Below are 25,519 nucleotides of genomic sequence, written 5' to 3'. Positions count from 1 at the left end.
TTCGCCACCGCCTGCGAGATCAGCGGACGGAGACATCCAGCCGGCGGCCGGCAAGACCCCGGCCCTGCGACGCGATGGTCGCCGCCAGCGCGTCGATCGCCCGCGCGGCGGCATCGTGCGGCTCGGCGATCACGACCGGCGCTCCGCGATCACCTGCTGCGCGCAGAGCCGCGCTGAGGGGGATCGAGGCGAGCAGGGGCACCGGTTCGCCGTCGGTCGACAGCTGATCGGCGACCGCCTGCCCGCCGCCGCTGCCGAAGAGGTCGAGCACGGTCCCGTCCGGCAGCGCCAGCGGCGCCATGTTCTCGACCACGCCGATGACCCGCTGCCCCGTCTGCCGGGCCACGAGCCCGCTGCGCACCGCGACGTCGGCGGCCGCGGCCTGCGGGGTGGTGACGACGAGAACCTCCGCGTGGGGGAGGAGCTGGCCCACCGTGATGGCGATGTCGCCGGTTCCCGGAGGCATGTCCAGCAGGAGGATGTCCAGATCGCCGAAGAAGACGTCGGTCAGGAACTGCTGCACGGTGCGGTGGAGCATCGGTCCGCGCCAGGCGACCGCCGAGCGCTCTTCACCCTCCCGCAGGAACATCCCGATCGAGATGGCCTTCACGTCGTGCGCGATCGGCGGCACGATGAGGTCGTCGATGCGGGTGGGGCGGGTCACGTGTCCGTCTTCATCGGTGAGACCGAGGATGCCGGGGATCGAGAAGCCGTGCACGTCGGCGTCGACGAGGCCCACCCGGAGCCCGCGTCGGGCGAGGGCGGCCGCCAGGTTCGCCGTGACCGACGACTTGCCGACACCGCCCTTGCCGCTCGTGACGGCGATCACGCGGGTGAGGGAGTCCGCCGTGAAAGGCATGCGCCGGGCACCGCGCAGCCGCTCGATGAGGTCCGCGCGCTCGGCCGGAGACATCACCGTGAGCGTCAGATCGACGGCATCGATGCCCGCGACCGATGCTGCGGCATCCCGGACGTCCCGCTCGATCCGATCGGCGGCGGGGCAGCCGACGATGGTGAGCGCGACCTCCACGTGCGCCGTGGTGCCCTCGGCGGTGACGGCTCGGATCATTCCGAGTTCGGCGAGGGGACGGCGCAGTTCGGGGTCGCTGACCGCGCCGACGGCGGCGCGGACGCTGTCGCTGAGGCTCGGGCCCGTCATGAGGCGGTTCGTCCTTGCTCGCGGGCGTCGAGCTGTTCGAGGAACGTCCGCAGCTCCACGCGGAGGACATCCCGGGTGACGGTGTCGCCGGTCATGTCGCTGAGCGCGAGCCGCAGGGCCACGATCTCGCGCGCCAGGTACTCGGTGTCGGCGAGGTTGCGCTCCGCACGCTGACGATCCTGTTCGATCTGCACGCGGTCACGGTCGTCCTGCCGGTTCTGCGCCAACAGGATGAGGGGCGCGGCGTACGACGCTTGCAGCGAGAGGATCAGCGTGAGGAGGGTGAAGTTGGTCTTCGCCGGGTCGAACTGCCACTGCGGCGGCATCCAGATGTTCCACGTCAGCCAGACGGTCACGAAGATCGTCATCCCGATGAGGAAGCCAGACGTGCCCATCGCCCGCGCGAACGCCTCTGAGAAGCGGCCGAAGCGATCACTGGACTGCGCGGGCCGGGCCCGCCGCGATGAGAGCCCGCGCGGTGCATCGAGGGATGTCTGCCGGTTCGTGCGGGCCATCAGCGCCTCCTTGGAATACTCGCAGTGTCAGTGGGAACGGGATCGGGTTCGGACCGGGAGTCATGAGATCGCCAGTCCTCGGGGAGGAGGTAGTCGAGAACGTCGTCGACCGACACCGCGCCCACGAGGCGATGAGCCTGATCGATGACCGGCAGCGACACGAGGTTGTAGCTGGCGAGCATGCGCGCGACCTCCGCGGCGGACGCCGTGGCGGGGACCGGGTCGAGCGTGTCGTCGATGATCGCGCCGAGGCGCTCGTGCGGCGGGTAGCGCAGCATCCGCTGGAAGTGCACGGTGCCCAGCAGGCGGCCCGTCGGAGTCTCGTACGGCGGCAGGGTCACGAAGACCGCCGCAGCCAGTGCCGGGTGCAGCTCGTGGCGTCGGATGAGGGCGAGTGCCTCGGCGACCGTGGCATCCGCCGACAGGACGATGGGCTCGGAGGTCATGAGACCGCCGGCGGTGTCCGGGTTGTACTTCAGGAGGGCGCGGATGTCTTCGGCCTCTTCGGGCTCCATGAGCTCCAGCAGGCCCTCGCGCTGCTCGTCCGAGAGCTGGCCCAGGACGTCCGCGGCGTCGTCCGGCTCCATCGCGTCGAGGATGTCGGCGGCGCGCTCGTCGTCGAGCGATTCGAGGATGTGCACCTGCTCGTCCTCGGGCATCTCTTCCAGAGCATCCGCGAGCCGGTCGTCGCTGAGCTCGTCGACGACCTCGAGAAGGCGATCGGCGGGCAGATCCAGCAGCGTGTTGGCCAGGTCGGCCGGCTTCAGATCGGAATAGCTGGCGATCAGCTGCTCGGCGGACTGGGCCTCACCCGGATTCTGCTGCTCGCGCACGTCGCCCCACTGGGCGAACGTCGTGGGGCCCTTGGCGAACGGCGAGGCGGTGGTCTTCGGCTTGCGCAGGAACAGCTGACCGACGTCCCACTCGCCGAGCCGGTTGCGCTCGATGGCGACGTCCTCGATGACGGCGTACCCGCTGCCGTCGCGGAAGTAGACCTTGCGACCGAGGAGTTCGGCCATGACGCGGACCTCGCCGCCGCGCTGCTCGAAGCGACGCACGTTGATGAGGCCGGTGGTGATGACCTGCCCGGTGGCGATCGAGGTCACGCGCCCGATCGACATGAAGACGTGGCGCCGCCCGGGAATCTCGGCGATGAGGCCGATGACCCGCGGAGGAGCGTCGTTGCGATAGACGACCACGACGTCGCGGACCTTGCCCAGCCGGTCGCCGGCGGGGTCGAAAACCGCGCACCCGGCCAGGCGCGCCACGAAGACCCTCTGCGTGCTCACTCGCTCAAGCGTAGTCGGACGAGGCGCACCGCAGATGAACCGCGCGCCCCGCATGCGAGGATGGAGCCATGAGTATGTCGGGCCCGGGCCGGAACAGCACCGAGACGGGCGAGATCGTCGCAAGCTTTCCCGCGTACGAGGGCGCGCAGAAGGCGGTGTCCACGCTGATCTCCGCGGGCGTCCCCGCCCGCGAGATCGCCATCGTCGGCAGCGGCCTGCGCTCCATCGAGCGGGTCACCGGGCGCCTCGGGTACGCCACCGCGGCCCGCCAGGGCGCGATGAACGGCCTGCTCCTCGGCCTCATCTTCTCGGCCATCTTCGTGCTCGGCACGCCGTCGGTGCCGATCTCCGCCTTCGTCGGCGTGATGTTCATCGGCATCGCGCTGGGCATGCTGCTGAGCATCATCGGCTATGCGCTGATGCGACGCCGGCGCGACTTCGCCTCGGTCACGCAGGTGCTGGCCGACCACTACGACGTCACGGTGCTTCCCACCAGCATCCACCGTGCCCGGCAGATCCTGGGCGCCGGCCCCGCCGCACCCGTCGTGCCGCCCGCCTCGTCGTCGAGCACCCCGCCGCCGAGCGCCCCGCCGCCCACCGGTCAGGAGCCGCCTCGCTACGGCGAGCGGCTCGCACCGCCTGCCGTCCCCGGGGTCGAGCCGGAGGCGGCGCCCGAGGCAGAGCCGCCCCAGGGGCCCGACGAGCAGCCGCCGCGCCCGGGCGAATGAGCCCCGACGAGCGCCGCATCCGCGTCGACCTCGCCGCCGGCGCGGTCGACGTGAGCGCGGCGGTCACCACGGCCGATGCCGCCTGGGCGGCGTACGTCCTCACGCACGGCGCAGGATCGCGCTACGACAGCCCGTTCCTCGTCGACCTGTGCGCCGCACTCGCCCGGCGCGGCGTCAGCACGCTGCGCTTCAACCTGCCCTACGCCGAGCTCGGACGCCGGGTGCCGGGCCCCGCCGCGCACGCGGTCACGGCCTGGGAACAGGTGCTGGCTTCGGCGGCGTTCGGCGATCTTCCGGTTTGGGCGGGCGGTCGCTCCTACGGCGGGCGCATGGCCTCCCTGGCGGCCGCGGAGGGGCGCATCGCGCCGGCCGGTCTCCTGTACCTCAGCTACCCGCTGCATCCGCCCGGGAGACCGGACAAGCCGCGCGTGGAGCACCTCCCGCGCATCACGCAGCCGCAGGTGTTCGTGTCCGGGCGCACCGACCCGTTCGTCGTGCCGCACGAGCAGCTCGAAGAAGCCGTCGCCTCCTGCGCCGATGCGCGCATCGTCTGGGTCGACGGCGACCACAGCTACAAGGTCGGGGGTCAGAAGCGCACGTCGGCGCAGATCGTCGACGCGATCGCCGACGTCGTCGTCGCGGCCCTCAGACCCGCGACCGCGGGCTGACCGCGAAGGTCACCGGCCGGCGGCGTACCCCAGCATCCCGCGGGGGTTCGCCGCCGCCCACAGCCGACCCGTGCGGCGGTCCACGCCCACGGCGCACAGCCTTCCCAGCGACCAGTCGCCGGACACCGCCACATCGTGGCCGCGGGCCCGGAGCCCGTCGATGACGTCGACCCCGATCCGCCGCTCCACGACGACACCGGCCGGGGTCCACGTGCGCGGCCAGAAGGAGTCGATGAAGGCGGTCGTGTGGAGCGCCGGCGCGTCGATCGCCTGCTGCGGCGTATAGCCGCCGACGAGCATCCGGAGCAGAGCGGGCAGCTGCCACTGGTCCTGCTGGTCGCCGCCGGGTGTCCCGATCGCCATCGCCGAGTCGTCCGTGAGCACGAGGGTGGGCGTCAGCGTCGTGCGCGGGCGCGCGCCCGGCCGCAGCGCGGAGGGTGCGGCCCCGTCGAGCCAGGTCATCTGCAGTCGCGTGCCCAGGCAGAAGCCGAGCGCCGGGATCGTCGGCGACGACTGGAGCCATCCTCCCGACGGCGTGACCGCGACGATGTTGCCCCACCGGTCGACGACGTCGATGTGGCAGGTGTCGCCGCGGGTCTGGCCGGTGGGTGCGACCGTGGGCTCGCCGACGCCGAGCGAATCGTCCTCGTCGGTCTGATCGCCGATGACGAGCGGAGGGTGGAAGCCGCGGACGCCAGCCGGTGCGCCGGGCCGCCAGGCGCGCGACGCCTCGGCTCCGATCTGATCCCGGCGGGCGGACACGTACGGGGGCGTGAGCAGAACGGAAGCGTCGACCCCGTCGCCGAAGAATGCGTCCCGGTCGGCGAGGGCGAGCTTGAGCGTCTCGACGATCGTGTGCGCGCCCTCCGGGCGGGAGGGGTCCAGCTTCTCGTCCGGAAGACCGTCGAGGACGGCGAGGGCCTCCAGGAGTGCCGGACCCTGCGTCCAGACGCCCGCCTTCGCGACGGTGCGACCGCGAAAGCGGACGGTCACCGCCTCTTCGAACGATGCCCGGAAAGCCGTGACGTCCGACGCGCGGATCACTGCGGCGTGGTCGGCGCCGTCGGAATGCCGGTGCGGCGTCGCGAGGAACGCGGCTGCCTCCCGGCCGACCGTCTCGGCCCAGAATGCACGGGCCGCGTCGATGGCGACGGCCCGGTCGGCGGCCGGCGCGGCGGCGTCCACGAGACCCTCGAGCAGCCGCGCATAGGCGTGGTAGCGCACCACGTCGCCGTCGGCGGGCATCGCGCCGTCGGGCAGCCACAGCTCCGCGGAAGACGGCCAGTGATCACGGAAGAGTCCGGCAACGCGCCCCAGCGTCGCGGCCGCGGAGGCCGACAGCGGCACTCCGGTGCGCGCGTACTCGATGGTGGGGGAGAGGACATCGGCGAGCGGCATCCGTCCGTGGTCCCGAAGGAGCAGCAGCCAGGCATCCACCGCTCCCGGGATCGCCGCCGCGAGCCCGCCCGCGCCGGGGACGAGGTCGAGGCCCTCGGAGCGGAAGTGCTCGATCGTGGCCCCGGCGGGTGCGGGGCCCTGCCCCATCAGAACGCGCGGCGTGACCGGCGCGTCGGCGGTCGCGAAGATGCCGACGAGGTCACCGCCCGGGCCGTTCAGGTGCGGCTCGACGAGGTGCAGCGCGAATCCGCCCGCCACCACGGCGTCGAACGCGTTGCCACCGCGCTCGAGCATCGCCTGTGCGACGCCCGTGGCGATCCAGTGCGTGGACGCGGCCATGCCGAACGTGCCCGTCAGGGTCGGGCGGGTGGTGAAGTCGGCCGGGGGCGTGAAGCCGTCGCTCACCGCGCGTCCGAGCGCACCCGGGCCACCCAGGCCTCGACCTCGTCGGCCGTGCGCGGGATGCCGGCGGAGAGGTTCTCCACCCCGTCGGCGGTGACCAGGACGTCGTCCTCGATGCGCACGCCGATGCCGCGGAGCTCCTCGGGCACGGTGACGTCGTCGATCTGGAAGTACAGGCCCGGCTCGATGGTGAACACCATGCCCGGGGTGAGGACGCCGTCGTAGTACATGTCGCGCCGCGCCTGGGCGCAGTCGTGCACGTCGATGCCGAGGTGGTGGCTGGTGCCGTGCACCATGTAGCGGCGGTGCTGTCCGCCCCGGTCCGCATCGAGTGCCTCCTCGGCGGTGACAGGGAGCAGGCCCCACTCGGCCGTGCGCCGCGCGATGACGCCCATCGCCGCTTCGTGCAGCTCGCGGAACCGGATGCCGGGCCGCGCGATCGCGAAGGCGGCGTCCGCGGCCTCGCGGACGGTCTCGTAGACGCGGCGCTGCACGGGCGTGAAGGTCCCGGCGACCGGGATGGTGCGGGTGATGTCGGCCGTGTAGAGGCTGTCGATCTCGACCCCGGCGTCGACGAGGATCAGGTCGCCGTCGACGACCGCGCCGTCGTTGCGCGTCCAGTGCAGGTAGCAGGCGTGCGGCCCGGAGGCGGCGATGGTGTCGTAGCCCTCGCCGTTGCCGTCGGAACGGGCGCGCTGGTGGAAGACGCCCTCGACGATGCGTTCGCCCCGCTCGTGCGCCTGGGCTCGGGGGAGCTCGCGGATGATGTCGTCGAAGCCGCGTGCGGTGACGTCGACGGCGAGGCGCATCTGGGCGATCTCGTAGTCGTCCTTGACGAGGCGAAGTTCGGACACGGCGCGGGTCAGATCGTCGTCCGCGTCGACCACCAGGTCGTCCTCGGACGCGTCGAACGAATCGATGTGCGCCGTGTCGATCGCGAGGTCTGCGGCGACGCCGGCGAGCGCGGGCCGCGGACCGATCCAGAACTCGCCGACCTGCGCGTCGCTGTAGAACTCGGTCGTCGTCCGGTCGGCACGCTCGCGGAAGTAGAGCGTCGCGGAGTGGCCGGACTCCGTGGGATCGAGGACGAGCACCGAACCCGGCTCGGAGTCCGCTCCCCAGCCCGTGAGGTGAGCGAACGCGGAGTGGGCGCGGAACGGGTAGTCCGTGTCGTTGCTGCGCTGCTTGAGCTCGCCGGCCGGGATCACCAGGCGCTTGCCGGGGAATTCGGCCGAGAGACGGGCCCGGCGCGCGGCGGCGAACTCGGCCTGGGGGCGCGCCGGCGGCGTGGTCTCGGGACGGGCGGCCCACCCCACCGAGATCGTGTCGAGGAAGCCCTGCGGGAACGGCTGGCGGCGGTTCGTGGTGCCGCTCTTGTGCTGGGTGGATTCGGTGACGGCGTCAGCGGCGGAGTTCATGCCTCCAGTCTCGCACCGGCCGGCCGCTTCGGCGTCCGACGCCGGTCAGCCGACCGGGTCGAGCTGGACCACCAGCGGGCGGTGGTCGCTGCCGGATCCGTCACGCGAGCGCAGTACGAGCGAGCCCGCGACCTTCCAGTTCGGCGTGGCCATCACGTGGTCGATCGGGGCTCCGGCGAGAGCGGGCAGCTTCGTCGGCCAGGTCCCGACGCCCCCGTTGCCCGTCTGGGACGCGGCATCCCGGCACCGGCCCATCGTGCCGCCGTCGACCCCGTACCCGGTCATGTGGTCGAGGGTGGCGTTGAAGTCTCCGGAGACGATGACGTTCGCCGAGGCGCACTGGTCGGCGATCCACTGCAGGTCGTGCCGCCAGCCGGCCATCGCCACACGCCGCGGGGCGACGGCATGCGCGGCCACGATGATCGGGCCCTTGCCGTCCGTGGGCATCGCCACGGCGCTGGGCACGGTCGAGGTGTTGCTCGTGCCGTGGACGGAGGACTCGATCACCGAGTAGGTGCCGAGCCGGGGGCTGATGAGGATGGTCGTGGAGCTGGCATCCCAGCCGTGCTCGCCGTACTGCGTGTGGTACGCCCACATCCGGTGGCCCATCGTGCGCATCGCGATCGCGACCTTCTCGCCGGTGGCGATGGTGGTCTCGGGCAGGGTGACGACGTCGGCATCCATCGCGACCGCCGTCTGCGCGATCGTCTCGGGCGACGTGGCCTCGCCGGCGGTGTTCCACTCCATGACCCGGATGGCGCCGCCGCTCTTGGTCGGCAGCGCGTCCGTGCCCGTTCCGCGGGAGAACACCACCGCCGCGTTCGCCGCGCCGGCGACGAGGGCGATGAGCGCCAGCGCGGCGGCGAACGCACGGATCGGCCGGACGAACAGGAGCAGCAGCGCGACGACCAGCAGCACGGCGAAGCCGGCCGCGACGAGCCCGCGGAAGGACACGATCTGAGCGAAGGGGAGGGTCCGCTCGAGGTGGAACAGAGATGGCCAGGTGATCACCGCCGCGCCCACTGCGCACAGCAGAGCGAGGACGATTCCGAGCAGCCGCAGCACGTCCGCGACTCTATGTCAGCAGCCTGTGAGATGAGCGGATGCCAGTACTGTCGGGGTTATGACTCCGCAGCGATTCCGAGGGCCGGCAGACCTGCACCTGCACTCGCAGAACTCCGACGGCACGGAGTCTCCCGCGGTGGTGATGGATGCCGCCCATGCGCACGGCATCCGCACGGCATCCCTCACCGACCACGACACCACGTCCGGGTGGGCCGAAGCCGCCGGACGCGCCCGCGAACTCGGCATGACGTTCATCCCGGGAATGGAGATGTCGGCGAAGTACGGCGGCCGAAGCGTGCACGTGCTCTCGTACCTCATCGACCCCGAGGACGCCGACCTGGGGGCGATGATCGCCCGGGTGCGCGAGTCCCGCGAGAAGCGGGTGTCGGTGATGGTGGAGCGGATCGGCGTCGACTACGACCTGACGTGGGCCGACGTGGTGGCCAAGACGACCGACGGAGCGACCGTCGGCAGACCGCACATCGCCGACGCGCTCATCGCGCGGGGCATCGTGGCCGATCGCACGGAGGCCTTCGCCGACATCCTGCACCCGCGCAGCGACTACTACGTCTCGCTGTTCGCACCCGACCCGCTGACGGCAGTCTCGCTCGTCGTGGGGGCCGGGGGAGTGCCGATCATCGCCCATCCGGCAGGGCGGGCCGGGCTGCTGCCGGTAGACCTGCTCGAGCGCCTCGTCGAGGCGGGGCTGGCGGGCTTCGAGGTCGGTCACCGGGAGAACCGGGAGCCGGGGCTGACGCGCCTGGGCGAGCTGGTCGCCGCCCACGATCTGATCGTCACCGGATCGAGCGACTACCACGGAGCCGGCAAGCCCAACCTTCCCGGCGAGAACACCACGTCGGACGACATGGTGCAGCGCATCATCGACCGCGCCACGGGAAGCGCGCCGGTCTACGCCTAGACCGACGCGCCTTCCGTCAGGATCCTGCCGGAGCGCTTCCGCCGGTCGGGCGGCGACGCCGGCGACGACGCGCGGCGGCCGGCTTGCCGTCGTGGTGCTCCTTGCCCTGGCCGTCGTGCGTGCCAGCGCCCTCGGCCGGCTCGTCGGCGGACGCCGGCGCGGACCCGGACTCGGAACCGGATGCCGCCGACTCCTCTTCGAACGTCGAGCCGACACGCTCCGATCCGGTGCGGCGGCGGCGACGGCGACGCGTGCCGCCGGTGGAGGCGCCCTCTTCCGCGGCGTCCGCGGCGCTCGGCGGCGCGGTGCGCACGGGCGTCGTCTTGGGCGCCGTGGCGATCCGGCCCTTCGTGCCCTCGGGGATGTCGAGGTCCGTGTACAGGTGCGGGCTGGACGAGTAGGTCTCGGTGGGCTCGGGCTGGCCGAACTCGAGGGCGCGGTTGATCAGCGCCCACTTGTGGAGGTCTTCCCAGTCCACGAACGTGACCGCGACGCCGGTGCGACCGGCGCGACCGGTGCGGCCGGCGCGGTGCAGGTACGTCTTGTCGTCGTCGGGGATGGTGTGGTTGATCACGTGCGAGACGTCGTCGACGTCGATGCCTCGGGCGGCGACGTCCGTCGCGATGAGCACGTCGCGCTTGCCGGCCTTGAAGGCGGCCATCGAACGCTCGCGGGCCTCCTGGCTCATGTCGCCGTGCACGGCGGCCGCGTTGAAGCCGCGATCGCCGAGTTCGTCGACGAGCTTCTGCGCGGCGCGCTTGGTGCGGGTGAAGATGACCGTCTTCTCGCGACCGCGGGCCTGCAGGATGCGGGCGATGACCTCGTCCTTGTCGAGCGAGTGGGCGCGGTAGACCAGGTGACGGATGTTGGCCTGCGTGAGCCCCTCGTCGGGATCGGTGGCCCGGATGTGGATCGGGTCGGTCATGAACCGGCGCGCGAGCGCGATGATGGGTCCGGGCATGGTGGCCGAGAACAGCTGGGTGTGGCGGACCGCCGGCAGCTTCTGGAAGATCTTCTCGATGTCGGGGAGGAACCCGAGGTCCAGCATCTTGTCGGCCTCGTCGAGGACGACCTCCGTGGCGTTCGACAGGTCGAGCAGACGCTGCCCGGCGAGGTCGATGAGACGGCCAGGGGTGCCGACCACGATCTGCGCGCCGGCCTTCAGCTGGTCGATCTGGCCCTCGTACGCCTTGCCGCCGTAGATGGCCACCACGCTCGTGGACCGGTTCGACGTGAGCATGTCCATGTCTTCGAACACCTGCACGGCCAGTTCGCGGGTGGGCACCACGATGAGCGCCTTGACGCCCGGTTCGGGGTCGAGCCCGAGGCGCTGGACGACCGGGATGCCGAAGCCGAAGGTCTTGCCGGTGCCGGTCTTGGCCTGGCCGATGATGTCCTGGCCGGGAAGCCCCAGCGGGATGGTCTGCTCCTGGATGGGGAACGCGTCCTGGATGCCGCGCGCGCTGAGCGCCTCGACGATGTCCTGGTCGACGCCGAGGTCGGCGAAGGTCGTCACGATTGCTACCTGTTCGGTGAGGGGGCGGCGCAGCCGCCCGGCGTTGGATCCACGCCCTTCTCGAACCGCAGGCGCGGGGCCCCGATCCGATGCCGGGGCATCCCGATTGTAACGGAGCGGCCACGATCCGCCCGGTTCGGCCCCGTCGGTGCGGGTGCGTGTTCGTTAAGCTGAGGGGATGTTCGAGTGGCTGACCCGCCGTGCTCCGGCGTCGCGCACGCTGCGGCTGCGGTCCCGCGACGAGGCCGGCGATGCCGTCCGCGTGGCGTTCGAGACCCTCGCCCCGGACGTCGACACCTACCTCGGCCAGGCGGCGTACCTGCAGCTCGGATACTTCGAGACGCTGAGCCACCTCATCGCGGAGCTTCCCGCGCTCGGCGACAAGGAGGCGCTCTCGCGCGCGGCGGGCGCCGCGCTGCGCAAGCACCAGGCGCTGGTCGTGCTGATCCGGGAGCGTGGGGGAGACCCGACGGAGCTCATGTTCCCGTTCCGCGAGCCCCTCGACGAGTTCCGCGAGGCGACGCAGGGCGTCCGTCCCGAAGAGACGATGCTGACGGTCCATCTGACCGCGGGCCTGCTCGACGACTTCTACAACCGGCTGGCGGTCACCTACGGCGAGGCCGGTCGCAAGGTCGCGCGGATCCTGCAGGCCGATGACGACCGCGAGGCGCTGGTGGCCATCCTGCTGTCCCGGATGGCGGAGGACCCGCAGTGGCAGTCGCTCCTGGCCCTCTGGGGGCGGCGCCTCGTCGGCGACACGCTCCTGGTCGCGCGCGGCGTGCTGCGTCTGCAGTCGGCGGACGCCGACGACGAGAAGCGCGTCGACCCGATGTTCACGGACCTGATGGCCGCGCACAGCCGCCGCATGGAGGCGCTGGGGCTCGCCGCCTGACGCGGTCTCACGCGTCGTGAGATCGCGGCGCGATCAGCCGAGTCCGAGGCGTTCGCGCTCGCGCTGGTCGTGGGCGGTGCGCACGCGGGTCAGGATCGGGATCACGACGAAGCACACCACGGCGGGAGCGACCAGCGATGCCACCCACAGCCAGCCGTTCTCGACCGTGAGGCCGGCCCAGGTCAGGGCCAGCCAGACGGCGCCGCCGACCACGGCGCCCAGGACCGGCCCGAGGGCGGGTCCGCGGGTGTCGCGGCCCGGCAGCGCGAAGTGCGCGGCCAGGCCCCAGCACGCCCCGAAGAGCACGCCGAGGATGATCTGCATCAGGCGACGAAACCGACGCGGCGGACGTCTTCGGTGCCGAGCTCGACGTAGGCGAGGCTCGCCGTGGGCACGATGTACGAGTTGCCCTTGTTGTCGGTGAACGACACGTGGGCGGCCGCGGACTCCAGCGCGTCTCCGACCGACTTGCGCACGGTGTCGGCGGAGTCGTTGGTCTCGAAGTTGAGCTCGCGTCCAGTGTTGGCGATGCCGATGCGAATCTCCACGGAGTGCAGCCTTTCTGGGCGGGGATCAGGATGCCGGTGTCCGGCGACATCGCCAGCCTACGACACGGCGTGCGACGGCCCGGCCGCCCGCGGTCACGCCGTGGGCGAACACGGCACGCTCCGCGTCCGACGTCGGAGCCCGCGGATAGCCTGGTGGGGTGACCGTCCCCTCCGCGCTCTTTCCCGGGCAGACCCCGCTCGCGGTGCGGATGCGGCCGACGAGTCTCGACGAGGTCGCCGGTCAACGGCATCTGCTCCGGCCCGGCGCGCCCCTGGTGGCCCTCGCCGACCCCGACGCCACGGTCGCGGCATCCGTCTCGGTGATCCTCTGGGGGCCGCCCGGAACGGGCAAGACGACGCTCGCGCAGGCGATCGCGCGCTCCTCGGGGCGTCGGTTCGTCGAGCTCTCGGCGGTCACCGCCGGGGTGAAGGACGTCCGCACCGTCATGCAGGACGCCCTCGACCAGCGCGACCTCTACGGCGTGTCGACGATCCTCTTCCTCGACGAGATCCACCGCTTCACCAAGGCTCAGCAGGACGCGCTGCTGCCCGGCGTCGAGAACGGCTGGGTCGTCCTGATCGCCGCGACCACCGAGAACCCCTCGTTCTCGGTGATCTCGCCGCTGCTGTCCCGCTCGCTGCTCCTGACGCTCCAGCCGCTGTCCGACGACGACCTGGGAGTCCTCATCGACCGGGCGGTCTCCGACCCGCGCGGGCTGGCGGGCTCAGTCACACTCGACGAGGCCGCGCGCGCGGCGCTCGTGCGGCTGTCCTCAGGCGACGCGCGCCGCGCCCTGACCGGCCTCGAAGCCGCCGCGGCGTCCGTGCAGACGGCCGCGGCCTCGGAGGGGTCGCCGAACGAGGCGGTGGTCACCGCCGACACCGTGGCCCAGGCCGTCGACAAGGCGCTGCTGCGCTACGACCGCCAGGGCGACGAGCACTACGACGTCATCAGCGCGTTCATCAAGTCCATCCGCGGGTCCGACGTGGATGCCGCGATGCACTACCTCGCACGCATGATCGAGGCCGGCGAAGATCCGCGCTTCATCGCCCGGCGCCTCGTGATCAGCGCCGCCGAAGACATCGGCCTGGCCGATCCGCAGGCGCTCCAGATCGCCGTGGCCGCGGCCGACGCGGTCGCCTTCATCGGGATGCCGGAGGGCCGGATCCCGCTCGCCGAGGCCACGGCGTATCTCGCCACGACGGCGAAGTCGAACGCCGCCTACGTGGCGATCGACCAGGCCATCGCCGATGTGCGCGCGGGCGGCTTCGGCCGGGTTCCGGTGCATCTGCGCGACGCGCACTATCCGGGGGCCAAGCGTCTCGGGCACGGCAAGGGCTACGTGTACCCGCACGACAGCGAACTGGGGGTGTCGCCGCAGCAGTACCTGCCCGACGACCTGCGCGGCCGCCGGTACTACGAGCCCACCGCCCACGGTCAGGAGCGCGATGTGCAGGCGCGTCTGGAGAAGATCCGCCGCATCCTGAACGCCGACTGAGGCCGGCTCGCAGGTTTGGTAGACTTGAGCGGCTCGAAACTCAGTTTTCGGGCATCCCCCTCCTCCTGTCTGTCGATCGACGGAGCATTCTTTCGCTTGACGGAGACCGTGCGGTGCGCCCCGGCGTGCGGATCGTGCGGGCGGAGTCGGGCGATACGTCCGCGAGCCGTGAAAGACACGGCCGCGTGAATGGAAGGAACACTTCGTGGCAACGAAGTCCCAGGACCGCCGCAAGGTCCGCCTGTCGCGTGCGCTCGGCGTCGCGCTGACCCCGAAGGCCGCGCGCTACCTCGAGAAGCGTCCCTACGCTCCGGGTGAGCACGGCCGCACCAAGCGCAAGCAGGACAGCGACTACGCCGTCCGCCTTCGCGAGAAGCAGCGTCTGCGCGAGCAGTACGGCATCCGCGAGAAGCAGATGCGCAACACCTTCAACGAGGCGCGCCGCAAGGACGGCCTGACCGGTGAGAACCTGGTCGAGCTGCTCGAGATGCGCCTGGACGCGCTGGTGCTCCGCGCCGGCTTCGCCCGCACCACCGCGCAGGCTCGCCAGCTGGTCGTGCACCGTCACATCATGGTCGACGGCGAGCTCGTCGACCGCCCGTCGTTCCGTGTGAAGCCGGGTCAGCTCATCCACGTCAAGCCCCGCTCGGAGGGCACCGAGCCCTTCCAGGTCGCCGCTGCCGGTGGCCACGCCGAGGTTCTGCCCCCGGTTCCGGGCTACCTCGAGGTCGAGCTCGACAAGCTCCACGCGCGTCTGGTGCGTCGCCCCAAGCGCGCCGAGGTGCCCGTCACGTGTGACGTGCAGCTCGTCGTCGAGTACTACGCAGCCCGCTAAGAGGCAGCACTGCACGAGGGCACCGGGAACACCCGGTGCCCTCGTCGCGTCTGGGGCGTTCGTCCACCGAATTCGCCTACGATGGGGGGATGCAGAAGCTGGTGTGGTTCGTGGTGGGCGTCGCAGCGGGATTCGTCGCCGCGCACTTCGTGGACCGCGACCCGCGCGGCCACGTCGCCCTCGCCACGCTGGACGCCCGGATGAACGAGTTCGCCGACCGCGTCGGCGACGCCTACCGCACCCAGCAGGATCGGCTGTCGGCGTCCGAGCCGTCCGCCGCGTCCGCCGACTGACACCTCTCGCTTCCGCGTCCCGCGGGAGTTCCGTGCCCGACCCGAGGATTCGCACGCCATGAAGACCGCTGACATCGCCCAGCGCTACCTGGACTACTTCGAGAAGAACGACCACGTCGTCGTCCCGTCCGCGTCGCTCGTGAGCGACGACCCGTCGATCCTCTTCACGATCGCGGGCATGGTGCCGTTCATCCCGTATCTGACCGGTGTGGTCCCGGCGCCGTACAAGCGTGCCGTCGACGTGCAGAAGTGCATCCGCACCAACGACATCGAGGAGGTCGGCCACACCGCCCGGCACGGCACCTTCTTCCAGATGCTCGGCAACTGGTCGTTCGGCGACTACTTCAAAGAGGGCGCGATCGAGTACGCCTGGGATCTGCTGACCCGCTCGGAGGCGGACGGCGGTCTCGGGTTCGCCGAGCGCGACCTGTGGGTGACGGTCTACCAGGACGACGACGAGGCCGCCGGGTACTGGCGCAAGATCGCCGGCCTGCCGGAGGAGCGCATCCAGCGCCTCGGCCGCGAGGACAACTACTGGACCACCGGTCAGCCGGGCCCCGCCGGCCCCTGCTCGGAGATCTACTTCGACCGCGGACCCAAGTACGGCCGCGACGGCGGACCGGCCGTCGACGACAACCGGTTCACCGAGATCTGGAACCTCGTGTTCATGCAGTACGCGATCACGAACGTGCGGTCCAAGACCGAGTTCGACATCGTCGGCGACCTGCCGCAGCAGAACATCGACACCGGCATGGGCCTGGAGCGCGTCGCCTTCATCAAGCAGGGCGTCGAGAACATGTACGAGATCGATCAGGTGCGACCGGTCCTCGATCGCGCCTCGGAGCTGTCCGGCCGCCGCTACGGCGCCGTCCACGAGGACGACGTGCGCTTCCGGGTGATCGCCGACCACGTCCGCTCGTCGCTCATGCTGCTCTCCGACGGCGTCACGCCGTCCAATGAGGGCCGCGGCTACATCCTGCGCCGCCTGATGCGCCGCACCGTCCGTGCCATGCGCCTGCTCGGGGTCGATGCGCCGACGTTCCCGGAGCTGTTCGCGGCGTCGCGCGACGCGATGAAGGATGCCTACCCCGTCGTCTCGGACGACTGGGCGCGCATCTCGCAGTACGCCGTCGCCGAGGAGGAGACCTTCCTGCGCACGCTGGCGTCCGGGTCGACGATCCTCGACCTCGCCCTCGACGACACCAAGAAGAAGGGCGGCACCTCTCTCGGCGGTGCCGACGCGTTCCTGCTGCACGACACGTACGGGTTCCCCATCGACCTCACCCTCGAGGTCGCGCAGGAGGCCGGTCTCGAGGTGGACCGTGCGGCGTTCGACGAGCTGATGGCCGAGCAGAAGGCCCGGGCCAAGGCGGACGCCAAGTCCCGCAAGCGCGCCCTCGCCGACCAGAGCGTCTACCGGGACTTCCGCGCCCAGGGCGAGACGGTCTTCACCGGCTACACCGAGATGGAGACCGGCTCGACGGTGCTGGGGCTGCTGGTGGACGGCCTCCCGGCCGACCGCGCCGTGCAGGGACAGATCGCCGAGGTGATCCTCGCCGAGACCGCCCTGTATGCGGAATCCGGCGGCCAGGTCGCCGACAAGGGCGTCATCGTCGGACCCGGTTACGAGCTCGAGGTGCTCGACGTGCAGAAGCCCGTTCCGGGGCTCGTCAGCCACACCGTCGAGGTGACGGCGGGGGAGGTCGCGGTGGGCCAGCCCGCCACGAGCGTGGTGGATGCGGCGAACCGCCGGGCCGCGCGCCAGGCGCACTCGGCGACCCACCTGGTCCACGCGGCGCTGCGCGACACGCTCGGCAAGACCGCGACCCAGGCCGGTTCGCTGAACCGTGCCGGCTACCTGCGGTTCGACTTCGCCTGGGGTCAGGCGCTGTCGGCCGAGACCAAGACCGAGATCGAGGAGATCGCCAACAACGCGGTGCGCGACAACCTCGAGGTCACCACGCGCATCATGCCGCTCGACGAGGCCAAGGCCCTGGGCGCGATGGCCCTCTTCGGCGAGAAGTACGGCTCCGAGGTGCGGATGGTCGACATCGGCGGCCCCTGGTCGCGCGAACTGTGTGCCGGGACGCACGTCGCCTCGAGCGCCGAGGTCGGTCTCATCTCGCTGGTCGGCGAATCGTCCGTGGGAGCTTCCAATCGCCGCGTGGAGGCCCTGGTCGGACTGGACGCCTTCCGCGACCTGGCGGCCGAGCGCACCATCGTCTCGCAGCTGACGTCGGCGCTGAAGATCCCGCGCGACCAGCTCCCCGCCCGCATCGCGGAGCTGTCGGCGAACCTCAAGGCCGCCGAGAAGAAGATCGCGGCCTTCGAGCAGAAGGCACTGGCCGACCGCGCACCCCAGCTCGCCGCGACGGCGACCGTCGTGGGCGGCACGCGGGTGGTGGCGCAGAGCATCGGCTCCGCCGCGTCGGGCGACGACGTGCGCACCCTCGCGCTGCAGGTCCGTGACCGTCTCGGGGCCGACGCCGCGATCGTGGCCCTCGGCGCCGTGGTCGGCGAGCGGCCCGTCGTGATCGTCGCGACGAACGAGTCCGCCCGCGCGGCCGGAGCGAAGGCCGGCGTCCTGGCCAAGGCCGCCGCCGCGGTGCTCGGCGGAGGCGGCGGCGGCCGCGACGACGTCGCTCAGGGTGGCGGCGCGGATGCATCCGCGCTGGATGCCGCCCTCGCCGCCGTCACGAGCACGGCAGCGGGCGCGTGACGTTCCGTCGCGGCATCCGTCTGGGAATCGACGTGGGCAAGGCGCGCGTCGGTGTCGCCCGCTGCGACCCGGACGGCATGCTCGCGACGCCTCTGGAGACCGTCGCCCGTGCCGAAGAGCCGGTGCGCCGCATCGTCGCTCTCGCGCAGGAGCACGAGGCGATCGAGCTCGTGGTCGGGCTGCCGCTCAACCTGAGTGGCGACGACACGCCGTCGACGCAGGATTCCCGCGATTTCGCAGGCGCCCTCGCCGACGCGTCCGGACTGCCCGTGCGTCTGGTGGACGAACGGCTCACCACCGTGACCGCTCACCAGGCGCTGCGCAGTTCGGGCAGATCCCAGCGCAACTCGCGTAACATTGTGGACCAGATCGCGGCGGTCGTCCTCCTCCAGCATGCGATCGATGTCGAGAAGCAGACAGGTCGCGCCCCCGGCGATCTCATCTCACGCGCAGCACCCCCCCACCATGGCTGACACACCCCACGATCCCCAGATGCCCGAATCGTCGACGCCGACGCCGGATGCGGCGGCTCGTCCCGCGCCCGCAGCGCCGGGGTCCCGGCGCGCCGCACGAGAGGCGGCCGCCCGGGCCGCCGCCGCGGGTGCGGCATCCCACCCGGTGGACCCCGCTGCCGCACACCCGGCGACTGCTGCATCCACCCCCGCCGCACCCGCCCCGGACGCCGGTGCGGCATCGCGTCCGGCGGCCGCCACGCGTCCCGCCCCGCAGAACCCGCACCGGGCGGACCCGCCCACGCGGGCATTCGACTTCTCCGCGGAGGCCCCGGCGCCGCGGTCCTACGCAGCACAGGACGCCCCCGCGATGGCGCGGGAGTCGTACCACGCGGCCCTCGCCACGGCGGAACGGCCGGTCGAGGACGACGCATTCGCCCAGCTGCTCTCCGGTGAGGATCACGCCGTGGATGACGTGCAATGGATCACCCCCCAGCCGCCGCGCAAGCGCCGGCGCTGGATCGGCTGGACGATCACCCTGGCCGTCATCGTCGCCCTCGTGCTGGGCGGCGTCTGGGTCTGGAACACGTACACCCCGCAGTTGAAGAACCTGTTCGGAACCGCAGCTCCCGCCGACTATCCCGCCGGAAAGGCGCACGGCGAGGCGATCGTGACGGTGAACTCCGGCGACATCCCGTCCACGATCTCCTCGACGCTTTACAAGGCCGGAGTCACGAAGAGCTCCAACGTCTTCTACCAGATGCTCTTGGACACCGGGCAGAACCCCACGTTCTACCCGGGGGTGTACAAGCTCCAGAAGGAGATGACCGCCAAGGCCGCCCTGTCGGCCATGGCGGACTCGAAGAACCGACTCGATCACTCGGTCGTGCTGCCGGAGGGTCTCACGCAGTCGCAGATCCTGCAGCGCGTGTCGACGGGGCTGAACATCAAGCTCGCCGACCTTCAAGCGGCCGTGAAGAACCCCAAGGACTACGGGGTGGACGCGCCGTCACTCGAGGGCTGGCTCTTCCCGGCGCTGTACACGTTCAACCCCGGCACCTCCGCGCACGATGTGATCAAGACGATGGTCGACCGCATGAAGCAGGAGCTCTCGGATGCCGGGGTGGCGGCACCCGACCAGCAGAAGATCCTCACGATCGCCTCGATCGTGCAGCGCGAGGCCCGCCAGGCGCAGGACTTCCCGAAGGTCGCCCGCGTCATCGACAACCGCCTCGCCCAGGGCATGAAGCTGCAGATGGACTCCACCGCCCAGTACGGATACGGGTCGCTGCACAACGGCACGGCGAGCTCGTCGTCCGCCGCGCTGAACGACCCCAACCCGTGGAACACCTACGTCCACACGGGCCTGCCGAAGGGGCCGATCTCGAGCCCGGGTGCCGCGGCCATCGCTGCCGCGCTGAACCCGGCCGCGGGCAACTGGCTGTACTTCGTGACCGTCAACATGAACACCGGGCAGACCGTGTTCTCGTCGAACTATGCGGACCACCAGAAGGCCATCAGCCAGATGCAGGCGTGGTGCAAGGCGAACCCGAACTCGGGCTGCTGATGCCCGCACACCTGCAGGTGTGGGGGGACCCGATCGCGCACAGTCGTTCCCCTCAGCTTCACGCGGCAGCCTATGCGGCCCTGGGCCTGGACTGGACGTATGACCGGCGGCAGGTGGATGAGGCATCCTTCGTGACAGCCCTCGCCGGCCTGGACGAAAGCTATCGCGGCCTGTCGCTGACCATGCCGCTCAAAGGCGTCGCGCACGCGGCGGCCCGGACGCGCGACCGCCGTGCGGCGCTGACCGGCGCCGTGAACACCCTCCTGCTGAGCGCGGACGGCCCGCACGGCTTCAACACCGATGTCGGGGGCATCGTCCGCGACCTCGGCGAGCAGGGCGTCTCGGCGGTCTCCGAAGCGCGGATCGTCGGCGCCGGCGCGACGGCGACGTCGGCCCTCGTGGCGCTCGGCGAGCTCGGAGCCGAGGGCGTCCTCGTCAGCGCGCGCCGCCCGGAGGCGGCCGAGCCGCTCGTCGGGCTCGGAGAACGGCTCGGCATGCGCGTGCGCGTGGAGCCTCTCGGAACCCCCTCGGCGGGCGAGCTCGAGCTGACCGTCTCGACGCTCCCGGGCGGCGCGGCGATCGCGCCGCAGGACGCCGACGCGCTGGCGGCATCCGGAGGACTCCTCTACGACGTCGTCTACGGACACTGGCCCACCGCACTCGCCGAGGCCTGGGAGCGCGCCGGGGGTCGGGCCGTCGCCGGATCCGGGATGCTCCTGCAGCAGGCCCTCCTCCAGGTGCGGATCTTCGTCCAGGGGGACGCCGAAACGGCACTGCCCGGCGAAGATGACGTTCTGCAGGCCATGCGCGACGCGGCCGACGCCGCGCGCATGGGAGACTAGACGAATGCTCCGCGTGCTCACGGCCGGCGAATCGCACGGCCCCGAACTCGTCGCCGTCATGGAAGGCCTGCCCGCCGGCGTGCCCATCTCCCGCGCCGCGATCCAGGCCGATCTCGCTCGCCGCAAGCTCGGTTACGGGCGCGGCTCGCGCATGAAGTTCGAAGAGGACGAACTGACGCTCTCGACGGGCGTGCGCCACGGCCTGAGCCTCGGCAGCCCCATCGCGCTGCGCATCGGCAACACCGAGTGGCCCAAGTGGGTCGAGGTGATGAGCCCCGAGCCGGTCGAGCTCACCGAGCGGTCGCGCGGCCGCGGCGCGGCGCTGACGCGTCCCCGCCCCGGGCACGCCGACCTCGTCGGCATGCAGAAGTACGACTTCGACGAGGCCCGCCCGATTCTCGAACGGGCCAGCGCCCGCGAGACCGCCGCGCGCGTCGCGCTGGGTGCGATCGCCCGGTCCTTCCTCGGCGAACTCGGCATCCGGCTCGTCAGCCACACCACCGCGATCGGTCCGGTCGCGGTGCCGGCGGACGCGGCGATCCCCGGGCCGGACGACGTGGACGCCCTGGATGCCGACCCGGTGCGCTGCTTCGACAAGGCGACCAGCGGCCTGATGGTCGCCGAGATCGACGACACCCGCAAGGAGGGCGACACCGTCGGCGGCGTCGTCGAGGTGCTGGCGTGGGGCCTGCCGCCCGGGCTCGGATCGCACGTGCAGTGGGACCGCAAGCTCGACGGCAGGATCGCGCAGGCGCTGATGAGCATCCAGGCGATCAAGGGCGTCGAGATCGGCGACGGCTTCGAGACCGCGCGTCGCCGCGGGTCGCGCGCCCACGACGAGCTCTTCGTCACCGACGACGGCATCACCCGGTCGTCCGACCGTGCGGGCGGGATCGAGGGTGGCATGTCCACCGGCACCCTGCTGCGGGTGCGCGCCGCGATGAAGCCGATCGCCACCGTGCCGCACGCGCTGCGCACGGTCGACATCGCCACCGGCGAGACGGCATCCGCGCACCATCAGCGCTCCGACGTCTGCGCCGTCCCGGCCGCCGGTGTCGTCGCCGAGGCGATGGTCGCGATCATCCTGGCCGAGGCAGTGCTGGAGAAGTTCGGCGGCGACAGCGTGGGCGAGACCCGGCGCAACCTGCAGGCGTACCTGGAGGCGATTCCGGAGGGACTGCGCACGGCCGACGCCTCGGATGCGGCCCTCCTGCAGCATGACGACGCCTGACCCGCGCGCCCTGGTGCTCGTCGGCCCGATGGGCGCCGGCAAGACCAGCATCGGCCGCCGCGTGGCGCGCACGATGGGGCTCACGTTCACCGACACCGACAAGGTCGTCGTGCGCGATCACGGACCGATCCCGGAGCTGTTCACGCGCCTCGGCGAACCCGGGTTCCGCGCCCTCGAGCGCGCCGCCGTCGTGGAGAGCCTCGCGCGGGGCGGCGTGGTCGCCCTCGGCGGGGGAGCCGTGCTGGATGCCGGCACCCGCGCCGCTCTGGCCGATCATCGAGTCGTGCTCCTGACCGTGTCGCCGCGTGTGGTGGCATCCCGCATCGCCGGCGCCGAGCGGCCGCTCCTGAACGGCGACGAGGACCCGGTGGAGCGCTGGCAGCGCATCTTCGCCGAGCGAAAGGCGGTCTACGAGGAGGTCGCCGACGTCACCTTCGACACGTCGTCAGGACCGCTCGCCGACGTGGTGACCGCGATCGTCGCGTGGGCGCGGCGATCCGAGAACAGCAACAGCGGCAAGATCGCGAAGGAGCAGGGATGAGCGAGACGACCATCAGCGTGGCGGGGACCCCCGGATACGACATCACGATCGGACGCGACATCCTCGACCGGGTCGGCGCCGCACTGCCGCCGGCGGCCCGCAAGGTGCTCGTCGTCCACCCGCCCACCCTCGCGGCACGCGCCGAGCAGCTGCGCGATCGCCTGGCCGCAGACGGCTCGCGGCAGGTGCTCCTGGCGGAGATCCCCGACGCCGAGCAGGGCAAGCGGATCGAGGTCGCCGCGTTCTGCTGGCAGGTGATGGGGCAGGCGGACTTCACCCGCACGGACGCCGTCGTCGGCTACGGCGGGGGAGCGGTGACCGACCTCGCCGGTTTCGTCGCCGCCACCTGGCTGCGCGGCGTCGCGGTCGTCCAGGTGCCGACGACGGTGGCGGGCATGGTCGACGCCGCGATCGGGGGGAAGACCGGCGTCAACACCGCCGAGGGCAAGAACCTCGTGGGCGCCTTCTGGGCACCGCAGCACGTCGTGTGCGACCTGCGCGAACTCGAATCCCTGTCGCACAACGAGGCCACCGCCGGCTTCGCCGAGGTCGTCAAGGCCGGCTTCATCTGGAGCCCCGAGATCCTCGACCTCATCGAAGCCGACCCGGAAGCGGTCGTCGACCCGGCCTCGGACGCGTTCCGGCGCTGCGTCGAGCTGGCCGTCGACATGAAGGCGAAGGTCGTCGGCGAGGACTTCCGCGAGGGCGGGCTGCGCGAGATCCTCAACTACGGGCACACCCTCGGCCACGCGATCGAACACGCCGAGCGCTATCGCTGGCGTCACGGCGCAGCCGTCTCGGTGGGCATGGTCTTCGCCGCCGAGCTGTCGCGCCTGGCCGGCCGGCTGCCGGACGCCGTCGCCGCCCGCCATCGCGAGATCCTCACGACGCTGGGTCTTCCGACGTCGTACCGCGCGGGCGCCTGGCCCACCCTGCTCGCGACGATGCAGCGCGACAAGAAGGCCCGCGGCGGGATGCTGCGCTTCATCGTGCTCGACGACCTCGCCCGCCCGAGCGTCATGCAGGCGCCGGACGAGTCGCTGCTGTTCGCCGCCTACCAGGAAGTGGGGGAGTGACCGCTCCCCAGCCGACCACGGTGCGCCGCGTGCGCGCCGACGAGTGGGAGCGGGTTCGCGATCTCCGGCTGGAGGCGCTGCGCGATCCCGCGGCGCCGATCGCGTTCCTGGACACCTCCGCGCACGCGGCCGTGCAGCCGGCGTCGTTCTGGATCGGCCGGACCACGGCGGCGGCGACGGAGCGCACGGTCGCGCAGTTCGTCGCCGAGCGCGGCGGCGAGTGGGTCGGCTCCGTGACGGTCATCGTGCGCCCGGCGGGAGCCCCGGACCATCTCGGTCGTCCGGTCGAGGCGCGGCGGGCGGATGCCGTCGGCGTCTACGTCCGGCCCGACAGCCGGGGCGACGGCACGATCGACCGGCTCTTCGCCGCGGTCCTGGAGTGGGCGCGCGGCGCGCACGTCCCGACGCTGTCGCTGGACGTGCACGTCGACAACCTCCGAGCACAGGGTGCCTACCGTCGCGTCGGATTCCGGTCCACGGGCGAGGTCTCGGCCGGTCCGATCGGCGACGAACTGCGGATGGCGCGCGCGGTCTCCTGACGACGAGCGCCGACGTGGCCGGAAACGACCGCGGCCGCGCCCTGTCGGACGCGGCCGCGGTCGGTGTCGCTCAGGCGGCGACGGGATTGGCCCGAGTGACGTTCTCGCCGAAGGTGCCCAGCTGCGCGGTCGGGATGTCCTTCGTCTCCCGCGCGGTGAGCGCGCTGACTGTCGCGATCACGCAGATCACGGCCGTGAAGACGCTGATCACGACCCATCCGCCCTGCTGGACGCCGCCGAGCGCCGTCACGATGGACGGGGCGAAACCGGCCATCAGGAAGCCCAGCTGGGTGCCGATCGCCACACCGGAGAAGCGGACCCGCGTGCTGAACATCTCGGCGTAGAACGAGGGCCAGACCGCATTCGCGGCCGCATACCCGCACGAGAACGTCAGGACGGCGAGGGCGAACGTGAGCACCTCGCGGCCCGGGCCCATCGAGAGCATGTAGAACGGCATGAGCACCGCCGACGCGAGCGCGCCGTAGATGAAGACGGGCTTGCGGCCGATCCGGTCTGCGAGGGTGCCGAACAGCGGCTGCGTCGCGATGGCGACCAGGTTCGCGACGACCACGAGCCACAGCGTGATCGCTGCGTTGAGACCGACCTCGACGCCGTAGGCGATCGCGAGGTTTCCGAAGACCGTGGAGACGGCGGCGATGAACGCACAGCAGATGACGCGCAGCACGTCGCGCCAGTGGTCGCGAAGCAGGGCGATGAGCGGGATCCGGGAGATCCGGCCCTCGGCCTTCGTCTCTTCGAACTCGGGCGTCTCGTGAAGCCCGCGCCGGATCACGTACGCGACGATGACGACGACGGCGCTGAGCCAGAACGGGATGCGCCAGCCCCACGTCAGCTTGATGGAGTCGGGCATCGCGACGATGGGGATGAGGATGAGGGCGGCGAGGATCTGCCCGCCCTGGGTGCCGGTCAGCGTCCACGACGTGAAGAACGCCCGCCGGTCATCCGGAGCGTGCTCGAGCGTGAGGGAGGACGCCCCGGCCTGCTCGCCGGACGCCGAGAGCCCCTGCAGCAGCCGGCAGACCACCAGGAGCGCAGGCGCCGCCCAGCCGATCTGCTCGAAGGTCGGCAGGCAGCCGATCGCGAACGTGGAAAGACCCATCAGCAGCAGGGTGAAAAGCAGCACCCGCCGGCGGCCGATGCGGTCGCCGAAGTGACCGATGAAGACGGCTCCGACGGGACGGGCGATGTAGGCGAACCCGAAGGTCGCGAACGACATGACCAGGGCGGCCTGGTCGTCGGACGGGAAGAAGATCTTCGGGAAGATGAGGGCGGCCGCCGACCCGAAGAGGAAGAAGTCGTAGTACTCGACGGCGCTGCCGAGAAAGCTCGCGACAGCCGCCCGGACGGGCGTCTTCCGCGGCGCTGCGGTGGTGGACATGGGGAGATT

General features: G+C 71.5%; 25 protein-coding genes. 15 read left to right on the top strand and 10 right to left on the bottom strand.

Features of this window, described 5'->3' with window-relative positions; all coding sequences use genetic code 11:
* Positions 1–19: 19 nt before the first annotated feature.
* Genes LK09_RS05280 through LK09_RS05270 form a run of 3 tightly spaced genes read right to left on the bottom strand, consistent with a single transcriptional unit; the run spans position 20 to position 2,963 of the window.
* Entirely contained in the window at positions 20–1,159 is a 1,140-nt protein-coding gene (locus LK09_RS05280) for a P-loop NTPase (protein ID WP_039396885.1), read from the bottom strand.
* Positions 1,156–1,674: a DUF1003 domain-containing protein gene (locus tag LK09_RS05275; protein WP_039396882.1), complete on the bottom strand. Its 519-nt coding sequence runs from the start codon at positions 1,672–1,674 to the stop codon at positions 1,156–1,158. The genes LK09_RS05280 and LK09_RS05275 overlap by 4 nt, the downstream gene beginning before the upstream one ends.
* A complete protein-coding gene (locus tag LK09_RS05270) occupies positions 1,674–2,963 on the bottom strand; it encodes a magnesium transporter MgtE N-terminal domain-containing protein (protein WP_039396880.1) in 1,290 nt (429 codons plus the stop codon). The genes LK09_RS05275 and LK09_RS05270 overlap by 1 nt, the downstream gene beginning before the upstream one ends.
* 68 nt (positions 2,964–3,031) lie before the next feature.
* Between LK09_RS05270 and LK09_RS05265 the strand changes: the two genes are divergently transcribed.
* Together LK09_RS05265 and LK09_RS05260 are read left to right on the top strand one after the other, a co-directional pair.
* A complete protein-coding gene (locus LK09_RS05265; protein ID WP_052226435.1) occupies positions 3,032–3,691 on the top strand; it encodes a general stress protein in 660 nt (219 codons plus the stop codon).
* The gene (locus tag LK09_RS05260; RefSeq protein ID WP_039396876.1) at positions 3,688–4,359 is read left to right on the top strand and encodes an alpha/beta hydrolase family protein; all 672 of its coding nucleotides are present in this window, start codon (positions 3,688–3,690) and stop codon (positions 4,357–4,359) included. Before LK09_RS05265 ends, LK09_RS05260 begins: the two co-directional genes overlap by 4 nt.
* A 9-nt stretch (positions 4,360–4,368) precedes the next feature.
* Here LK09_RS05260 and LK09_RS05255 read toward each other — a convergent pair whose 3' ends face one another.
* The 3 genes from LK09_RS05255 to LK09_RS05245 form a co-directional block, all read right to left on the bottom strand.
* Positions 4,369–6,096 carry a gamma-glutamyltransferase family protein gene (locus tag LK09_RS05255; protein ID WP_082008141.1) on the bottom strand — a complete coding sequence of 576 codons (1,728 nt, stop codon included), beginning with the start codon at positions 6,094–6,096 and terminating at the stop codon, positions 4,369–4,371.
* A 62-nt stretch (positions 6,097–6,158) separates the two neighbouring features.
* Positions 6,159–7,577 carry an aminopeptidase P family protein gene (locus LK09_RS05250; protein WP_039396872.1) on the bottom strand — a complete coding sequence of 473 codons (1,419 nt, stop codon included), beginning with the start codon at positions 7,575–7,577 and terminating at the stop codon, positions 6,159–6,161.
* Positions 7,578–7,622: 45 nt separating this feature from the next.
* A complete protein-coding gene (locus LK09_RS05245; protein WP_039396869.1) occupies positions 7,623–8,642 on the bottom strand; it encodes an endonuclease/exonuclease/phosphatase family protein in 1,020 nt (339 codons plus the stop codon).
* A 58-nt stretch (positions 8,643–8,700) separates the two neighbouring features.
* Between LK09_RS05245 and LK09_RS05240 the strand changes: the two genes are divergently transcribed.
* Positions 8,701–9,561, top strand: coding sequence for a PHP domain-containing protein (locus LK09_RS05240; protein WP_039396867.1), 861 nt, complete (start codon positions 8,701–8,703; stop codon positions 9,559–9,561).
* 16 nt (positions 9,562–9,577) lie between these two features.
* Here LK09_RS05240 and LK09_RS05235 read toward each other — a convergent pair whose 3' ends face one another.
* Positions 9,578–11,077, bottom strand: a complete 1,500-nt coding sequence (locus LK09_RS05235; protein ID WP_039396857.1) for a DEAD/DEAH box helicase — start codon at positions 11,075–11,077, stop codon at positions 9,578–9,580.
* 178 nt (positions 11,078–11,255) lie between these two features.
* Between LK09_RS05235 and LK09_RS05230 the strand changes: the two genes are divergently transcribed.
* Positions 11,256–11,969, top strand: coding sequence for a ferritin-like fold-containing protein (locus LK09_RS05230; RefSeq protein ID WP_039396855.1), 714 nt, complete (start codon positions 11,256–11,258; stop codon positions 11,967–11,969).
* Between the two features lie 33 nt (positions 11,970–12,002).
* On the opposite strand, the gene LK09_RS05225 is transcribed toward LK09_RS05230, so the two are convergent.
* Together LK09_RS05225 and LK09_RS05220 are read right to left on the bottom strand one after the other, a co-directional pair.
* Positions 12,003–12,293: a hypothetical protein gene (locus tag LK09_RS05225; protein ID WP_039396851.1), complete on the bottom strand. Its 291-nt coding sequence runs from the start codon at positions 12,291–12,293 to the stop codon at positions 12,003–12,005.
* Complete coding sequence (locus LK09_RS05220; protein WP_039396850.1) at positions 12,293–12,517, bottom strand: DUF3107 domain-containing protein; 225 nt, start codon at positions 12,515–12,517, stop codon at positions 12,293–12,295. Before LK09_RS05220 ends, LK09_RS05225 begins: the two co-directional genes overlap by 1 nt.
* Positions 12,518–12,675: 158 nt before the next feature.
* Here LK09_RS05220 and LK09_RS05215 point away from each other — a divergent pair, with 158 nt between their 5' ends.
* The 11 genes from LK09_RS05215 to LK09_RS05165 all read left to right on the top strand — a co-directional run bounded on the left by LK09_RS05215 (position 12,676) and on the right by LK09_RS05165 (position 24,111).
* Positions 12,676–14,016, top strand: a complete 1,341-nt coding sequence (locus LK09_RS05215) for a replication-associated recombination protein A (protein WP_231562959.1) — start codon at positions 12,676–12,678, stop codon at positions 14,014–14,016.
* A 205-nt stretch (positions 14,017–14,221) separates the two neighbouring features.
* Positions 14,222–14,851 carry a 30S ribosomal protein S4 gene (rpsD, locus tag LK09_RS05210; RefSeq protein ID WP_039396848.1) on the top strand — a complete coding sequence of 210 codons (630 nt, stop codon included), beginning with the start codon at positions 14,222–14,224 and terminating at the stop codon, positions 14,849–14,851.
* 89 nt (positions 14,852–14,940) lie between these two features.
* Positions 14,941–15,144 carry a hypothetical protein gene (locus tag LK09_RS05205; protein WP_039396846.1) on the top strand — a complete coding sequence of 68 codons (204 nt, stop codon included), beginning with the start codon at positions 14,941–14,943 and terminating at the stop codon, positions 15,142–15,144.
* Between the two features lie 58 nt (positions 15,145–15,202).
* Entirely contained in the window at positions 15,203–17,863 is a 2,661-nt protein-coding gene (gene alaS, locus LK09_RS05200; protein WP_039396845.1) for an alanine--tRNA ligase, read from the top strand.
* Positions 17,860–18,336 carry a Holliday junction resolvase RuvX gene (gene ruvX / locus LK09_RS05195; protein ID WP_039396842.1) on the top strand — a complete coding sequence of 159 codons (477 nt, stop codon included), beginning with the start codon at positions 17,860–17,862 and terminating at the stop codon, positions 18,334–18,336. The genes alaS and ruvX overlap by 4 nt, the downstream gene beginning before the upstream one ends.
* Positions 18,329–19,882, top strand: a complete 1,554-nt coding sequence (gene mltG, locus LK09_RS05190) for an endolytic transglycosylase MltG (protein ID WP_039396840.1) — start codon at positions 18,329–18,331, stop codon at positions 19,880–19,882. The genes ruvX and mltG overlap by 8 nt, the downstream gene beginning before the upstream one ends.
* Positions 19,882–20,724: a shikimate dehydrogenase family protein gene (locus LK09_RS05185; protein ID WP_039398078.1), complete on the top strand. Its 843-nt coding sequence runs from the start codon at positions 19,882–19,884 to the stop codon at positions 20,722–20,724. The genes mltG and LK09_RS05185 overlap by 1 nt, the downstream gene beginning before the upstream one ends.
* Before the next feature lie 4 nt (positions 20,725–20,728).
* Positions 20,729–21,955, top strand: a complete 1,227-nt coding sequence (gene aroC, locus LK09_RS05180) for a chorismate synthase (RefSeq protein WP_039396837.1) — start codon at positions 20,729–20,731, stop codon at positions 21,953–21,955.
* Positions 21,942–22,496: a shikimate kinase gene (locus LK09_RS05175; RefSeq protein ID WP_052226433.1), complete on the top strand. Its 555-nt coding sequence runs from the start codon at positions 21,942–21,944 to the stop codon at positions 22,494–22,496. Before aroC ends, LK09_RS05175 begins: the two co-directional genes overlap by 14 nt.
* The gene (gene aroB, locus LK09_RS05170) at positions 22,493–23,572 is read left to right on the top strand and encodes a 3-dehydroquinate synthase (RefSeq protein WP_039396836.1); all 1,080 of its coding nucleotides are present in this window, start codon (positions 22,493–22,495) and stop codon (positions 23,570–23,572) included. Before LK09_RS05175 ends, aroB begins: the two co-directional genes overlap by 4 nt.
* Complete coding sequence (locus tag LK09_RS05165) at positions 23,569–24,111, top strand: GNAT family N-acetyltransferase (RefSeq protein WP_039396833.1); 543 nt, start codon at positions 23,569–23,571, stop codon at positions 24,109–24,111. Before aroB ends, LK09_RS05165 begins: the two co-directional genes overlap by 4 nt.
* Before the next feature lie 70 nt (positions 24,112–24,181).
* On the opposite strand, the gene LK09_RS05160 is transcribed toward LK09_RS05165, so the two are convergent.
* On the bottom strand, positions 24,182–25,510 hold the full coding sequence (locus tag LK09_RS05160; protein ID WP_052226432.1) for an MFS transporter: 1,329 nt from the start codon (positions 25,508–25,510) through the stop codon (positions 24,182–24,184).
* Positions 25,511–25,519: the final 9 nt, after the last annotated feature.

Source organism: Microbacterium mangrovi (assembly GCF_000802305.1).
GTDB classification, from domain to species: Bacteria; Actinomycetota; Actinomycetes; order Actinomycetales; family Microbacteriaceae; genus Microbacterium; species Microbacterium mangrovi.
Note: the sequence above shows the minus strand (reverse complement) of the source record. Positions and strands in the feature narration are given on the sequence as shown.

Bases quoted from the DNA above. Each gene is read 5' to 3' on its own strand.
- LK09_RS05260 (WP_039396876.1), top strand. From the start codon at position 3,688: ATGAGCCCCGACGAGCGCCGCATCCGCGTCGACCTCGCCGCCGGCGCG.
- LK09_RS05240 (WP_039396867.1), top strand. From the start codon at position 8,701: ATGACTCCGCAGCGATTCCGAGGGCCGGCAGACCTGCACCTGCACTCG.
- LK09_RS05175 (WP_052226433.1), top strand. From the start codon at position 21,942: ATGACGACGCCTGACCCGCGCGCCCTGGTGCTCGTCGGCCCGATGGGC.
- mltG (WP_039396840.1), top strand. From the start codon at position 18,329: ATGGCTGACACACCCCACGATCCCCAGATGCCCGAATCGTCGACGCCG.
- aroC (WP_039396837.1), top strand. From the start codon at position 20,729: ATGCTCCGCGTGCTCACGGCCGGCGAATCGCACGGCCCCGAACTCGTC.
- LK09_RS05265 (WP_052226435.1), top strand. From the start codon at position 3,032: ATGAGTATGTCGGGCCCGGGCCGGAACAGCACCGAGACGGGCGAGATC.
- alaS (WP_039396845.1), top strand. From the start codon at position 15,203: ATGAAGACCGCTGACATCGCCCAGCGCTACCTGGACTACTTCGAGAAG.
- LK09_RS05280 (WP_039396885.1), bottom strand. From the start codon at position 1,159: ATGACGGGCCCGAGCCTCAGCGACAGCGTCCGCGCCGCCGTCGGCGCG.
- LK09_RS05230 (WP_039396855.1), top strand. From the start codon at position 11,256: ATGTTCGAGTGGCTGACCCGCCGTGCTCCGGCGTCGCGCACGCTGCGG.
- LK09_RS05255 (WP_082008141.1), bottom strand. From the start codon at position 6,096: ATGGCCGCGTCCACGCACTGGATCGCCACGGGCGTCGCACAGGCGATG.
- LK09_RS05225 (WP_039396851.1), bottom strand. From the start codon at position 12,293: ATGCAGATCATCCTCGGCGTGCTCTTCGGGGCGTGCTGGGGCCTGGCC.
- LK09_RS05250 (WP_039396872.1), bottom strand. From the start codon at position 7,577: ATGAACTCCGCCGCTGACGCCGTCACCGAATCCACCCAGCACAAGAGC.
- aroB (WP_039396836.1), top strand. From the start codon at position 22,493: ATGAGCGAGACGACCATCAGCGTGGCGGGGACCCCCGGATACGACATC.
- LK09_RS05160 (WP_052226432.1), bottom strand. From the start codon at position 25,510: ATGTCCACCACCGCAGCGCCGCGGAAGACGCCCGTCCGGGCGGCTGTC.
- LK09_RS05185 (WP_039398078.1), top strand. From the start codon at position 19,882: ATGCCCGCACACCTGCAGGTGTGGGGGGACCCGATCGCGCACAGTCGT.
- LK09_RS05275 (WP_039396882.1), bottom strand. From the start codon at position 1,674: ATGGCCCGCACGAACCGGCAGACATCCCTCGATGCACCGCGCGGGCTC.
- LK09_RS05205 (WP_039396846.1), top strand. From the start codon at position 14,941: ATGCAGAAGCTGGTGTGGTTCGTGGTGGGCGTCGCAGCGGGATTCGTC.